Origin of the sequence: Chitinophaga barathri, from assembly GCF_003807585.1 — a bacterium.
GTDB classification, from domain to species: domain Bacteria; phylum Bacteroidota; class Bacteroidia; order Chitinophagales; family Chitinophagaceae; genus Chitinophaga; species Chitinophaga barathri.
In genome coordinates, this window is the sequence record NZ_RMBX01000019.1 from 19,159 (window position 1) to 33,554 (window position 14,396).

The window sequence follows — 14,396 nt, forward strand, 5'->3', positions numbered from 1 at the left end:
AAAAGCCTGCGCTGATCGTGCATTCACAGCGCAGGCTTCGGTATTATTTTCAAAACGGCCTCAGACCGTTACTGCTTCCATCTTTTCGCGGCACAGGTTGCCCAGGGCCTTTACCCACACGGGATGTGTGTTCATACAAGGGATCATCACAAAGCTGTCTCCCCCGCTGCTGATGAAGGAATGTTTCCCTTCCACCGCAATTTCCTCCAGCGTTTCGAGGCAGTCGCTCACAAAAGCGGGGCATACTACCAGGAGTTTTTTCTTTCCCTGTGCGGGCAATTCCTGGAACAAATGGTCCGTATAAGGACGTATCCATTCCTCGCGGCCCAGCCTGCTCTGGAAGCTGATGCTCCATTTTTCCCGGGGGATGCCCAGCTCCCTGGCTACCAGCTCTGTAGTAACGGTCACCTGGTGGCGGTAACACTGGCTGTGCGCCTTGCTGTCCACATGGCAGCAATCGTTCACTTTCAGGCAATGGCCGCCGGTAACGTCACCTTTTCGTAGGTGCCTTGCCGGTATACCATGGTAGCTGAACAATAAATGATCATATTCTTTCTCCAGGTAAGGCCGCATGCTTTCGGCCATGGCATGAATGTAATCCGGGTGTTTGTAGAACGGGTCCACTATCCTGAGTTCGAAGGGATAACGTTTTTTGCGGTGGATCTCTTTGGCATATTCCGCCGCGGTTTCGTAGCTGCTCATCGCGTAATGCGGGTAAAGCGGCACGAGTATTACATCTTTCAGTCCCGGATGTTCTTTCATGAGTTTGTCGAACGTTTCCGCGGGCGAAGGCGTACCATAACGCATGGTGATCTCTACCGGGATCTCCAGGTCGTGCTGCAGCGCCTTTTGTAATTGTTTGGTGAGCACGATGAGCGGGGAGCCCTCTTCCCACCAGATGCTTTTATATGCTTCCGCGCTTCTTTCCGCGCGCTTCGGAACGATCACGCCGCCTACCAGGAGCTTGCGCATCAGCCAGGGGTAATCGATCACCCGTTTGTCCATCAGGAATTCCAGGAGATATTTCTTCACATCCGGAACGGCGGTTGAATCCGGCGAACCAAGGTTCATCAGTATAATTGCTGTATCAGACTTCGCGACCATAGACCTAAAAAATTGATGCAAAAGTAAGGGCTTTTCATGCTTTCTCCTCCTTCTTCTGTCATTAAATTGTTAGATTCAACACTTTGAAAGCCCTTTACACAGGCTGGTTTGAGATGATCTGCATCACGTACATGCCGTTAAACTGTGTCATCATTTTGTTTTAACGCAATGCTGTGCTGCATATGATCGTACCTGATTAAAATCATTTTTTCAGAGCGCGGATCACCAGGGGTAGAAATGACAGAGGAGTGACAGCCCTATACGTTGTTTTGTAGCGCTGGCCTGTATTTTTGCAACCGGAAGCTTTTTTAGAAAAACATGCAGGTCAATCAGCCCAAAGACATATCGAATTTTCATATTGTTGGAATCAACTATAAGAAAACTGACGCTGCGATCCGTGGATTATTTGCGATTAATCAGGACCAATACCAGCAACTCTTACTCGCCGCCAAGGCAGCAGGCATGGACGATCTGTTCGTGCTTTCCACCTGCAATCGTACAGAAATTTATGGTTTTGCCGGCGAACCCGGGGACCTGATGGACCTATTGTGCACATCCGCCAACGGCAATCCGCAGGTATTCGCAGAACTGGCTTATCACAAGTCTGGCGAGCAGGCCATCCGCCACCTCTATCATGTAGGTACGGGGCTTGATTCCCAGATACTCGGGGATTATGAGATCATCGGGCAGATCAAAGGCGCGGCGAAGTTCGCCAAAGCGCAGGGCTGCATCGGTACTTTCCTGGAAAGGCTGGTGAACAGCGTGCTGCAGGTTTCCAAACTCATCAAAAACGAAACAGGCCTCAGCTCAGGCACCGTGTCCGTGGCATTTGCCGCGGTAAGGCTGCTGGAAGCCAAAGTGACTGATATACAACAGAAAAAGATCGTGCTGCTGGGTGTGGGCAAAATAGGCCGCAACACCTGCAAGAACATGATGGAATACCTGAACGTGCGCAATATCACGCTCATCAACCGCACCACCGCGGTAGCGGAAGACTTTGCCGGCCAGCATGGCCTGCAATACGCCCCCTACGAAGAGATGGACGGCGTGCTGAAAAGCGCGGACGTTATCCTCGTAGCCACCAATGCCCCCCACCCCACCATTCTCAAGGCTCACATGGAAGGCACCGCCTCCAAGCTGATCGTGGACCTCTCCATTCCCTTCAACGTAGCCCCCGAAGTGAGGGAGCTGGCGCATGTGGAAGTGGTGAACGTGGACGATCTGAGCAAAGTGCAGGACGAAACCCTGCAGAAACGCCTGAACGAAGTGCCCAAAGCCATGTCCATCATCGAAGAGCACATGGAGGAATTCCTCTACTGGTTCAAGATGCGCAAACATGCCGTAGTGCTCAAAGCCGTGAAGGAAAAGCTCACCGAGATCCACGCCCGCGAGATCAAAGAACAGAAAAACGGCGCGCACTATAAACTGGAAGACATGGAACAGGTATCTTCACGTATCATCCAGAAAATGATTAATCTCATGGCCGGTAAAGTGCGCCGTGAAGCTGAATCTGACAAAGGCGACCAATACATCGCCATGATCAGCGAAATATTCGAGACCGGTTTTAACCAGGAATAAGCAATGGACAAAGTTATCAGGATAGGTACACGGGAAAGCCAGCTCGCACTGTGGCAGGCTAACCTGGTAAAAGATTTATTGACCGCCAACGGTCATTCCGCCACGCTCGTCCCCATCAAAAGCGATGGAGACATAGACCTCGTCACCCCGCTGTACGAAATAGGCGTGCAGGGCATTTTCACCAAAAGCCTCGACGCAGCCATGCTGGCGGACCGGATAGACATTGCCGTGCATTCCTACAAAGACGTGCCTACCCAGCTGCCCAAAGGCCTGATGAACGCCGCCGTGATAGAACGGGGCAACGTAAAAGACCTGCTGGTCTACAAAAAAGATACAGACTTCCTCAGCGATACTACTTACGCTGCGAACATTGCCACCAGCAGCATCCGCCGCAAAGCGCAATGGCTCAGGCGTTTCCCGCAGCACCAGCTGCACAACCTCCGCGGCAATGTGAACACGCGCCTGCAAAAGCTGGCCGCGGAAAACTGGGATGCGGCCATCTTCGCCGCCGCCGGGCTGGAAAGGATCAACGTGCGGCCCGCCAATTCAGTGATACTGGACTGGATGCTGCCCGCACCGGCACAAGGCGCCATCGTGGTGGCCTGCCGTGAAAACGATGACCACTGCCGCGAAGCCCTCCTCCCCCTCAATCATGATGAAACCGCACTTTGCACCGGCATAGAAAGAGCATTCCTCCGCACCCTTCTCGGGGGCTGTACCACGCCCATCAGCGCATATGCGTACATAGACGGGAACCAGCTCTTTTTTGAAGGGAACCTCTGCAGCCTGAACGGGGACCGCAGCATTACCGTTACCCGGCAGGTGCCGGCAGCGGAAGCTGAAGGTATCGGGAAGGACGCCGCGCAGGAAGTACTGGACAAAGGCGGGGATGTTATCATTGAAGAGATCAGGAATGCCCAGGGCTAATTACCGCATATTAAGCACAAAGCCGCTGCCCCAGGACCTGGTGCACACGGCCGCGCAGCATGGCATCGCCATAGTGGCGCAGGCTTTTATTGACGTACAGCCCGTGATCACCGGCGATATGCGCAAACGTATCCTGGAACTTTCTTCGGCGGGCGGCGTACTGGTATTCACCAGCCCCAATGCCGTGAAATTCGTTACCAGCGTGTGGATGCACAGCGAAAACGCCAACAACCTCGCCGCCAGGCACCGGGTATATTGCCTGGAAGGCGCTACCCGCCAGGCCGTGGAAGAAAGAATGCGGAACGTGGTGATAGAAGGCACCGGCGCCAATTCGCTGGAGCTGGCCAAACGGATCGTAAAAGACGGGATCGCGGATAAGGTGATATTTTTCAGCGGCAACATCCGCCGGCCGGACCTGCCCGATCATTTACAGGAAAACGGCATCGGGCTGGAAGAAATGGTGGTGTATCACACCGTTGAAACACCCGCCGCGCTGAACGAAGATTACGACGGCATCTTGTTTTTCAGCCCCAGCAGCGTGCGCAGTTTCTTTACGTCCAACTCGCTCCCTGCCGGTACTGTATGTTTTGCCATCGGCGGCACTACCGCCGCGGCCATCGGGATGTTTACCAACAACCGGGTGATTACCAGCCCCGGGCCTTCAGTGGCGAAGCTGGTGGAGACAGCTATTTTTTACTTTGACAATATCAATTGCTACGAATGAGCGGATTACAGAATGACTTACTGCTGAAGGCGCTGGCAGGAACCCCGGTTCCCCGCCCGCCTGTATGGATGATGCGCCAGGCCGGCCGCTTCCTGCCTGATTACATCAAGCTGCGCGATAAATATTCTTTCTTTGAACGCTGCCAGACCCCTGAACTGGCCACTGAGATCACCGTGATGCCGGTGGACCAGGTAGGTGTGGACGCTGCGATTATATTCTCGGACATCCTCGTGGTGCCCCAGGCAATGGGCATGGAAGTGCAACTGGTGGAAAAACTCGGCCCGCTGCTGCCACAGCCCATCAAGTCCGCCGCGGACCTGGACCGCATCGTGATACCCGATGTGAACGACCGCCTGTCCTATGTAATGGAAGCCCTTACGCTCACCAAACAGACCCTTGCCGGCCGCGTGCCCCTCATCGGATTCGCCGGCGCCCCCTGGACGCTGCTCTGCTACATGGTACAGGGCAAAGGCTCCAAAACCTTCGACGAAGCAAAAGCATTCTGTTATACCCAGCCGGAAGTGGCGCATGAGCTGCTGAACCGCGTGACCGAAACCACCATCGCTTACCTGAAAGCCCAGGTGCTGGCGGGCGCGGACGTAGTGCAGATATTCGATTCATGGGGCGGCCTGCTGAGCCCTGAAGACTTTGAAGAATTTTCCCTTCAGTATATCCGCCGCATCGTGGCCGCTTTGCAGGGCGTAGCTCCTGTGATCGTGTTCGCAAAAGGCGCATGGTTCGCACTGGAAGAAATGGCCGCTACCGGCGCACAGGGCCTTGGCCTTGACTGGGGCATCAAACCGCAGCTGGCGCGCCAGTTTGCAGGCCCGGCCGTAACTTTGCAGGGCAACTTCGATCCCGCCCAGCTGATGAAGCCGATCCCGGAAATTCAGAAAGCCGTGAAAAAAATGATCGACGCCTTCGGCCCGCAGCGTTACATTGCAAACCTGGGCCATGGCATCCTGCCGAATATACCGGTGGATCATGCAAAGGCTTTCATAGAGGCGGTAAAAAGCTACGCGTAAAATGCCAATGCCCCCGCTGACGATATTATGATCATGCAGAAACATACCGTGTAACAGAGATTTCTTAAATTAACCGTGCGCATGAGTATCAAAGACCAGTTTATATCATTCATACACCAGTTGCAGAACGACATCTGCCAGTCCCTGGAAACCATGGACGGCGGGGCGAAGTTCCGCGAAGACCGCTGGGACCGCGCAGGCGGCGGAGGCGGCATCACCCGCGTGATAGCAGACGGCAACGTATTCCAGAAAGGCGGCGTCAATACCTCCGTGGTGCACGGGCAGCTGCCAGCCGTGATGGCGCAGCAGTTCAACGTACCGGACAACAGCAGTTTCCTTGCCGCGGGAATTTCACTCGTGATACATCCGCAGAACCCGTTTGTGCCCACCGTACACGCAAACTGGCGGTATTTTGAACTGTACAGTGCGGATGGCCAGGTGGCGGACAGCTGGTTTGGCGGCGGCTCGGACCTCACCCCCTACTACATCTTCGAGGAGGACGGCGCACATTTTCACCGTACTTTCAAAGAAGCCTGCGACCCGTTTGGCAAAGAACTGTACCCCCAGTACAAAAAACACTGCGACGAATATTTTATCAATAAACACCGCAACAACGAAGCCCGCGGCATCGGGGGCATCTTTTACGATTACCTCCGCCCGCAGCCTGAACGTACCGCCGAAGCACTCCTGCAATTCCAGGTGGCGAACGGCAGCGCGTTCATCAATTCTTACCTGCCTATCGTGGCAAAAAGAAAAGATATGCCGTATACCGAAGCGCATACGGACTGGCAGGAATACAGGCGAGGCCGTTATGTGGAGTTTAACCTGATACATGACCGCGGCACCCTTTTCGGCCTCAAAACCAATGGGCGCATCGAATCCATATTGATGAGCCTGCCGCCGAGAGCCCGCTGGGAATATGACTTCCAGGCCGCACCCGGCAGTGAAGAAGCAAAGCTGCTGGAATACCTGAAGCCGCGTGAATGGGTGAAGGATTAGACGGATCTTTAAATAAAATGTGATGATCAGAAGAAACAGAATTTTACGCAACACCCCCGCCATCAGAGCTATGGTGGCGGAGACCATTTTAACGCCGAACGATTTTATCGCCCCGCTGTTTATCACGGAAGGCAAAGGCGTTAAAGAAGAGATATCCTCCATGCCCGGGTATTTCCGCCACTCGCTGGACGGCACCGTGCAGGAAGTAAAGGAACTCTGGGCCATGGGCATCAAAAGCGTACTGCTGTTCATAAAATGTGCGGATGAACTGAAAGACAACAAAGGCACCGAAGCCCTCAACCCGGACGGCCTCATGCAAAGGGCCATCAAAGCCGTGAAAGACGCGGTGCCCGGTATGGTCGTGATGACGGACGTAGCGCTGGATCCCTTTTCCTCCTACGGCCACGACGGTATCGTGGAAGGTGAAGAGATCGTGAACGACGCTACCGTGGAAGTGCTTGCACAGATGAGCGTAAGCCATGCACAGGCAGGCGCGGACATTATAGCCCCCAGTGATATGATGGACGGCCGCATCCTGGCTATCCGCGAGGCACTGGAAGAAAATAACTTTACGAAGACCGGCATCATGGCCTACAGCGCCAAATACGCCAGCTGTTTCTACGGCCCCTTCCGCGACGCGCTGGATTCCGCTCCCGGCTTCGGTGATAAAAAGACTTACCAGATGGATTTCGCGAACGCGCGTGAGGCGCTGCGTGAAACGCTGATGGATGTGGACGAAGGCGCGGACATTGTGATGGTAAAACCCGCCATGGCCTACCTGGACATTATCCGTCTCATCAAAGACAGTGTAACCCTCCCCGTGAGCGCGTACCACGTCAGCGGCGAATACGCCATGATCAAAGCGGCGGCAAAAATGGGCTGGATCAACGAAGAAAAAGCCATCATCGAAAGCCTCACCAGCATCAAAAGAGCCGGTGCGGACCTGATCGCCACCTACTTCGCAAAAGACGCGGTGCGCCTGTTAAACCAATAAAAACCTTATTCCGCATGTATACCAAGAGCAAAACATTATTCGAAAAAGCGCAGCAGGTGATTCCAGGCGGTGTGAACTCGCCCGTGCGCGCCTTCAAAAGCGTGGGCGGCACGCCCGTGTTCATGCAGCACGCCAAAGGAGCTTATATGTACGATGTGGACGGCAACCGCTACATCGATTACATCAACTCCTGGGGGCCTATGATCATGGGCCATGCGTACGAGCCGGTGGTGAAAGCCATCCAGGAATACGCTACCTACTCCACTTCATTCGGCGCGCCTACAGAGCTGGAGATCTCCATGGCGGAGCTGATCGTGAGCATGGTGCCGAACATAGACATGGTGAGGATGGTGAACTCCGGCACGGAAGCCTGTATGTCCGCCCTGCGCCTTGCACGCGGCTATACCGGGCGCAACAAGGTGATCAAGTTTGAAGGCAACTACCACGGCCACGCGGATTCTTTCCTCGTGAGCGCGGGCAGCGGCGTGGCCACCCTGGGCATCCAGTCCGTACCCGGCGTAACGGCCACCGTAGCGGAAGACACGCTGAGCGTACCTTACAATAACCTTCCCGCGGTAGAGCAGTTGATCGCTGAATACCCGGAACAAATAGCGGCCATCATCGTGGAGCCCGTTGCAGGCAACATGGGCTGCATCCTGCCGCAGCCGGGCTTCCTGGAAGGGTTGCGCGCCCTTTGCGATACACACGGCATCGTGTTTATCATGGATGAAGTAATGACCGGTTTCAGGCTGGCGAAAGGAGGCGCACAGGAGCTGCTGGGCGTTCGCGCGGATATCGTAACCTTTGGCAAGATCATCGGCGGCGGTATGCCCGTAGGCGCGTTCGCAGGCAGGCGCGAGATCATGGAGCACATTGCCCCCGCGGGTAAAATATACCAGGCCGGCACGCTCAGTGGCAACCCTATTGCGATGATAGCCGGTTATACCCTGCTGAAGACCCTCCAGGAACGCCCTGCTATCTACACACAGCTGGAAGAAAAGACCAGCCAGCTGGTGGCGGGCCTCCGCGAAACTTTCGGCGCCGCTGGCGTGGTATACCAGATCAATCACATCGGTTCCATGATGAGCGTGCACTTTGCGGAATATCCCATCGTGGACTTCTCCGCCGCATCCGGAGCGAACAACGAGCTGTTCAGGCGTTTCTTCCACGCCATGCTGGAAAGAGGCGTATACCTGCCGCCCAGTGCGTTTGAAAGCTGGTTTATCAGCCATGCGCTCGGTCAGGAAGACATCGAATTCACTATTGAAGCCGCCAAAGCATCCATGCAGGCGATCAAATAAAGAAGTTAACAATCAATCCAGGTAATGTGAGAGTGAGTCCCGGCGATACGCCGGGACTTTTTTTATCCGGGGATTTGATTGACAGAAATGCAGAAGGCGCGGAACGCCCGCGCCTTCAATGATTACACCTGTGAATGTCCAATATTACATTACTTATGATGTGAGAACAGCCAGGGCAGCAGCTCGGGTTCCACAAATGCGTTGTCCCAGCTGTTGTGCCCCACGCCGGGGTATTCTGTATATTTTACGTCCGCGCCCGCTGCTTTGAGCAGCGCATAAAACTTGCGGGAAGAGCCCGGAGGCACTACTTTATCATCTCCGCCGTGGAAGATCCAGAGCGCGGTATTTTTTGCATAACGACTGCTCAGCGTTTCATTGCCCGCGCCGCAGATCGGGAAAGCGGCCGCAAAGCGGCTCGGGAAGCGGGATAGCATATCAAACGTGCCCATACCGCCCATGGAAAGACCACCTACGTACACCCGTTTTGTATCCACGCTTTTAGAGGCCAGCAGGCTGTCTATCAATTGGTATAGCAGTGCGGAAGGCACGGTTGGCGCCGCTTCCGCAGGGAAACTAAACCCGATGCGGTTGCCCGCGCTGTCCAGCTCGGGGCGCAGGGTGGCCCAGGATGTGTTTTTCGCGCATTGCGGGAAAATAACGATCGCGGGGAATGCCTTACGTATGCTGTCTTTCAGGAACAATGCGCTGCCATGGGTAAGCTGCGCCTGGTTATCGTTCCCTCTTTCACCAGCGCCGTGCATAAACACGATCAACGGATATTTTCTGACAGTACTGTAATTTTCAGGCAGCAGGATGCGGTATGGCAGGGTATCGGCGCCGCGGAGGAACCATTTCGCCTCAAAATCCTGCGCCCCTGCAAAGAACGGGCAGCACAGGAGCAGGAATAAAAAAATGTGTCTCATGGTGCTAAGGGTTTAAACCCATTAATTTACAATTTTCCGCAGGTCTTTTTCTTTATGTTCCCAGTAATATCCCTTTACCTGGTTAAAATTTAACCTGCTGCTATTTTCCTTCGTCTCTATATGCACGCCTTTAAACTGCTCCCTGTATTGCAGCGCAAAATACACCGCGCCCTGCGGAGGCGCTGTAACCGCTTCATATTCCAGTTTCACTTCCCTTGCCTTTCCAAAACGGAATCCTTTAAATCCCTGGAAATACTCCCAGCGGTCGAGGACCTTTGCGCCGGTCTTATCAAAACGGTAATAAAACTCTCCGCCGTAAAGGGCTATTTCATTGGGCTGCAAAGCGGGCAGCAGCCAGATGGTAATGGTCTGATCGTTATGATATCTTACAAACTTATTAAACCGCACGTAGGATTTCCCCAGTCTCAGCCCCGCTTCCGTGTAGGCGGTATTGATCGCCTGGGATACGGCCACCAGCATGTTGCTGTCCAGCTTTTCCTTCACCTCCGAAATGGAATCCGATTCGTCTATATGATACTGAACCACGAGGTCGTATTTCCCGTCTTTATATTTCCCGTACACCCCGTTCCACAGGCTGTCCGGCCCGCGGAAACAAAACCATTCGCGGCCCATACGGGCCAGCAGGTCATTGTCCACATGGGAAACCAGCTCGGACATACGCCAGGCAGCGCTATCATAAGAGATCATCCATTCGGCGGTTTTCAGTTTGTCGTTGAAATCCGCGATAGGGAATGCCCTGGTGTCCGGTTGGGAGAAACTCATCTGCACCAGGAAAAAGGCAAGGAAGTTCCAGGAAATCATAGGTAAAGGATGTATTTCCCTGTAAATATAATAAATATTTACAATACATATAGTAAGGAGATCATACTTTTTACTCCGGCGTGGAGGAAAATCAGCATTAAATTACCTGTTCCGGGAAAACAGCCATGCATGTAATTCCACACTTTCCACAGATAAGTGCCTGTAAAACAGCGTATAAGCTCATGGCATAATCTTTTCATTACTATTCCTGAAATCAAACAGATGAGGCCAAGCTTGCGAGGTCCCATTTGGCAAAAGAAAAAAAATCAGCAAATGAAAAACCTAACCACATTATTATTACCGTTGGCCGTTGCCGGACTTTTTGCCTGCAACAGTGGCGCCAACAGGAACCAGGGCGACACCACGACCGCCGCGGACACCGGTATTACGCAGGACCTTGCGCATGACGTAAATAAGGATATGCTTGAAGGGGACAGCCTTCGTGGCGATTCCAAAGCATTGACCGAAGCAGCGGAGGCGGGAGTATGGGAAGTGCTGGTAGCTACCCAGGCACAGACCAAAACCACGAACGCCGGTGTTAAAAAACTGGCGAAACACATGCAGGATGCTCATGAAAAAGCAAACAAAGAATTGCTGGCACTGGCCACCAAGAAAAACGTGATCCTGCCGAACGCCTTGCCTGATTCAAAAGCAAAAGACGTATCACAGTTGTTCGAAAAGAGCGGCACAGATTTCGATAAAGCTTTCTTAGAAGAATTGGCGGATGCGCATGAAAGCGCCATCAAACTGTTTGACAAAACAGCCGCTGATGCCAATGATCCTGAAGTAAAGGAATGGTTTGGTAAAACCTTGCCCGAACTGCGCAAGCACCTGGATATGATCAAGGCAGAACAGGCCAAATTAAAATAAGAGATTACCCCGCTTTTTTCTCATAAGGGTGGCAACTTCAAAGCCTGAGATTGAAACCTTTAGAACCTGATCCGGGTAATGCCGGCGAAGGGAAAAGAGAATGTGGGAGTATAGAAGCTCCGGTCCTTTGGGACCGGAGTTTGTTTTTTATATCTTTTAGTTTGAATACTTGACCAGCCACCGCGAGCCACCGGAAGACCAAAGGGTCACCGTTTTCCATTGCGCAGCGAGGGTGAATGCAGCACTGCCGTTTATCGAATCCGAGCCGGCCGCCTGAATTGTAACGGCATGAGCATTGTTGGAAGATTTGATGATGGTATATTCCACACCTTTGCTGTTACCTGCCGATGGCAGATTGACCGTTATTGCGGCGCTGTTGTCTGCTTCAATAAGACTATAATTCAGATCAAGGGAAGTAGAGGCCGATATAACCCTTGCATCGATCTTGACTGATTTTGCAACGATATTCCCGTTAAATACACCGCCAGCAGCAGCAACATTGCCCGGAACCACCAGTTCTCCGTTACCGGCAAACTGGAACTTCACTTCGTTTCCACCTCCACCAACTTCCTGTATATAGATAGCTGCACCCGGAGTGCCGCCAAAATTCGAAGGCTGAAGATTAATTTTCCAGGGGCTCCCACCTGTATTCTTAAAATTTGCTTCAAACGCGGGGGTATAACTATTAAAGAGAGGAGAAACATTATTTAACAAGAAAGAGTTGTTTGAAGCCACTTTACCGGCAACGTCCAACTTGTAAGCCGGAGTGCCGGTGCCGATGCCGACTTCGCCTGTTTCGTTTATCGAGATTCGCTCCTCAAAATAATCTCCCGAATTTATGCTGATCTTCTTTCCACTGATATTAGTTTTTTCATATCCCTCCAAAGTAACATCTGTGTATCCGGCGATGTACATCGAAGAATTGCTGTTCAAATTAACTCCTTGATCTAAAGAAAGGTATAACCCATTATTCGCCGCATCATACAATGAAAATGTAGAATCAATACTCAGAGAAGCCCCGCGGCTGCTTAACGTAATCCTGTTATCGGCGGTCCCTAATATCTGAACACCCTTCATCAATATCAAACTCGACACACTTAACCTTTCAACTCCATTCTGATTCAGCCTGATTGTACCATTGGAGTTGGTTGTATTCAGCGTGAGCAGATGGTTGCCATTCATCGTCATATTCTGACCAGCAGTAGCAGTAACATTTTTGCTGCCTGTAATGTTAAAATTACCGCTTGCAGAATTCAATGCCGCAATCACTGAAGGATGACTGCCGCCTATGTTGATCTTACAACTATCAAATATTGAACTGGTGCCCAGGTTTAAAGTTTTGGTACCTTCTTCCCATTTGAGGCTGGGAGATGCGCCAAAAGTTCCGCCGTTGTTAAATTGCAGCAATCCGGTTGATCCTGCTGGCGGAGTAACTACTGGTGGCGCCGGCACATCTTTCACAACCCAATCTGTGCCGTCGGACTGCAGCGTGCGGCTTTCACCAGTTGGAATGGATATGCTGACAGCAATATCCGCATCCAGGTTCTTGATTTTTTGAGAGGCAGTTGTATTCAGCGTAACTATGCCCGGGGAAGCATTTTTCAAAACATACACCCTTTGAATGGCCGTTACCGCACTGGGTAATGTAAGTATACCTGCGGCAGTGGAAACCACATTGTAATCATCCGCGGTGAGCGTGTACGGTGTTGCGACCTTTTTAATGGGAAGCGCCATGCTGCCGTTTACGTTCAGACGGCTGGTTTGCGCGATATTGGATGCTCCGATCGAAGTAGCTGTCGGGGCTGCTTTGAAATAAGTAGTTCTTTCCGGACGGTTTTTATAAATCATTTTGCTCACAGAAAAGGATGAATCTGACTGGAAATCGAATCCATTTTGGAAAAAGGCAAAAAACTTTGCTGTTCCCCTGATCGTATCAGGATTAATTCCCAAATTTGATCCCAGTAGCATACTATACTGGCCTTCCAGCCTGTAATCCTGACCAATCAGAATATTCTTGCTTCCGATTGTAGAAATGCTATGCCCGATTGCAACACCTTCTTCGGCATCATCCCTGACACCACGTCCAATGGCAACGCCCATGACAGTCCTTGTTCCTTGTCCTATTGCAATAGAAGCCCGACCGGTAGTTGAAGTGTTAAGCCCAATCGCTATAGATGACGCCATCGGTGTTCTGGCATTGGTGCCAATTGCAATTGATCCCTGTTGCAGGCCATCGTCCACATTCGTTGAAGCACCATTACCAATCGCAACGGAATTGAAGCCCGGTGTTCTGGCGTTATACCCGATACCCACGTTACCTGTCCCTGCAACGCTGTCATACGGCCCTGTAATGAATGATTTTTTTGAAGGCGTGACCATGAATTTAAGTTCACTGTTGCCCAGCACCGTATCCTGCCCTCCTCCACCAGATCCCGAAAGCTGGTATTTATTATCCGCATAATCCTTGAAAAGCAGTTCCCGCCAAACGCTCCACGTGGTTTTGGTATCGTCCTTCGTTCTTACGAACACGCCTTTCGGGCCGGTCAATTCACCGTCCCAATTTACCGCCATCTGGTAACCGACAGATCCGTTGCTTACCACGTGACCTGTGTAATAAGAAGATTCAGAACCAGGATTCGTCAGCGCCTGATCGGATACCAATGGCATGTCCGGCGAATTATACGCATCGAAGCCTGTTATATGTCTCACAGGGAACTGATAGTAGCCATATTCTCCTTCCGAAGGGATGCTAAAATACACCGGCAGCGGCGCATTGATAGCATATTCCGTTCCCAGCTTCCGGTAACGGATGCTATCTCCCGAGCGGAAAACGGTATCAATCCCCCCGGCCATCGTACTGATATCGATAGTATCCTGCCCGGTGATCGCCAGGCGGCTGTTGCCGATGGTCTCCAACTGCAAACGGCGGAATTCCGTGCGGCCGTTCCCTTTGTTGTAAAGAAAACCGGCAACGCCCCGCGTACGGTTCTCGATGATCAGCTCCGCCGTGTCGCATACGTTGTAAATGCGCACGCTGTCTGCGCGGATCTGGTAAACGTGCTGGGCAAATGCTCCTGTCATAGGGAATAGTAACAAGCTCAACAGCCAATGGATCTTTTTCATAGGGTC

12 protein-coding genes and 1 riboswitch are annotated in these 14,396 nt (G+C 52.3%); of the genes, 8 read left to right on the forward strand and 4 right to left on the reverse strand.

Features of this window, described 5'->3' with window-relative positions; translation table 11 throughout:
- Positions 1-60 precede the first annotated feature (60 nt).
- Positions 61-1,104, reverse strand: a complete 1,044-nt coding sequence (gene hemH, locus EG028_RS26575) for a ferrochelatase (protein WP_120519312.1) — start codon at positions 1,102-1,104, stop codon at positions 61-63.
- A gap of 318 nt (positions 1,105-1,422) precedes the next feature.
- Between hemH and hemA the strand changes: the two genes are divergently transcribed.
- The 7 genes from hemA (at position 1,423) to hemL (ending at position 8,652) form a co-directional block, all read left to right on the forward strand.
- Positions 1,423-2,682 carry a glutamyl-tRNA reductase gene (gene hemA / locus EG028_RS26580; RefSeq protein ID WP_120519313.1) on the forward strand — a complete coding sequence of 420 codons (1,260 nt, stop codon included), beginning with the start codon at positions 1,423-1,425 and terminating at the stop codon, positions 2,680-2,682.
- 3 nt (positions 2,683-2,685) lie between these two features.
- Positions 2,686-3,609 carry a hydroxymethylbilane synthase gene (gene hemC / locus EG028_RS26585; protein ID WP_120519314.1) on the forward strand — a complete coding sequence of 308 codons (924 nt, stop codon included), beginning with the start codon at positions 2,686-2,688 and terminating at the stop codon, positions 3,607-3,609.
- Positions 3,596-4,333: a uroporphyrinogen-III synthase gene (locus EG028_RS26590; protein WP_162946644.1), complete on the forward strand. Its 738-nt coding sequence runs from the start codon at positions 3,596-3,598 to the stop codon at positions 4,331-4,333. The genes hemC and EG028_RS26590 overlap by 14 nt, the downstream gene beginning before the upstream one ends.
- Positions 4,330-5,358: a uroporphyrinogen decarboxylase gene (hemE, locus tag EG028_RS26595; RefSeq protein ID WP_120519316.1), complete on the forward strand. Its 1,029-nt coding sequence runs from the start codon at positions 4,330-4,332 to the stop codon at positions 5,356-5,358. The genes EG028_RS26590 and hemE overlap by 4 nt, the downstream gene beginning before the upstream one ends.
- Before the next feature lie 81 nt (positions 5,359-5,439).
- On the forward strand, positions 5,440-6,357 hold the full coding sequence (gene hemF / locus EG028_RS26600; protein ID WP_120519317.1) for an oxygen-dependent coproporphyrinogen oxidase: 918 nt from the start codon (positions 5,440-5,442) through the stop codon (positions 6,355-6,357).
- A 22-nt stretch (positions 6,358-6,379) separates the two neighbouring features.
- A complete protein-coding gene (hemB, locus tag EG028_RS26605) occupies positions 6,380-7,351 on the forward strand; it encodes a porphobilinogen synthase (protein ID WP_120519318.1) in 972 nt (323 codons plus the stop codon).
- 14 nt (positions 7,352-7,365) lie between these two features.
- The gene (gene hemL, locus EG028_RS26610) at positions 7,366-8,652 is read left to right on the forward strand and encodes a glutamate-1-semialdehyde 2,1-aminomutase (RefSeq protein WP_120519319.1); all 1,287 of its coding nucleotides are present in this window, start codon (positions 7,366-7,368) and stop codon (positions 8,650-8,652) included.
- 149 nt (positions 8,653-8,801) lie between these two features.
- On the opposite strand, the gene EG028_RS26615 is transcribed toward hemL, so the two are convergent.
- Complete coding sequence (locus EG028_RS26615; RefSeq protein WP_120519320.1) at positions 8,802-9,575, reverse strand: carboxylesterase family protein; 774 nt, start codon at positions 9,573-9,575, stop codon at positions 8,802-8,804.
- 21 nt (positions 9,576-9,596) lie between these two features.
- Positions 9,597-10,397: a hypothetical protein gene (locus EG028_RS26620; RefSeq protein ID WP_120519321.1), complete on the reverse strand. Its 801-nt coding sequence runs from the start codon at positions 10,395-10,397 to the stop codon at positions 9,597-9,599.
- 273 nt (positions 10,398-10,670) lie between these two features.
- Here EG028_RS26620 and EG028_RS26625 point away from each other — a divergent pair, with 273 nt between their 5' ends.
- Positions 10,671-11,267, forward strand: a complete 597-nt coding sequence (locus tag EG028_RS26625; RefSeq protein ID WP_162946645.1) for a DUF4142 domain-containing protein — start codon at positions 10,671-10,673, stop codon at positions 11,265-11,267.
- Positions 11,268-11,281: 14 nt separating this feature from the next.
- Positions 11,282-11,378: riboswitch (TPP riboswitch) on the forward strand.
- A gap of 45 nt (positions 11,379-11,423) precedes the next feature.
- Here the strand turns inward: EG028_RS26625 and EG028_RS26630 are convergent.
- Positions 11,424-14,390, reverse strand: a complete 2,967-nt coding sequence (locus EG028_RS26630) for a hypothetical protein (protein ID WP_123864804.1) — start codon at positions 14,388-14,390, stop codon at positions 11,424-11,426.
- Between the last annotated feature and the right edge of the window lie 6 nt (positions 14,391-14,396).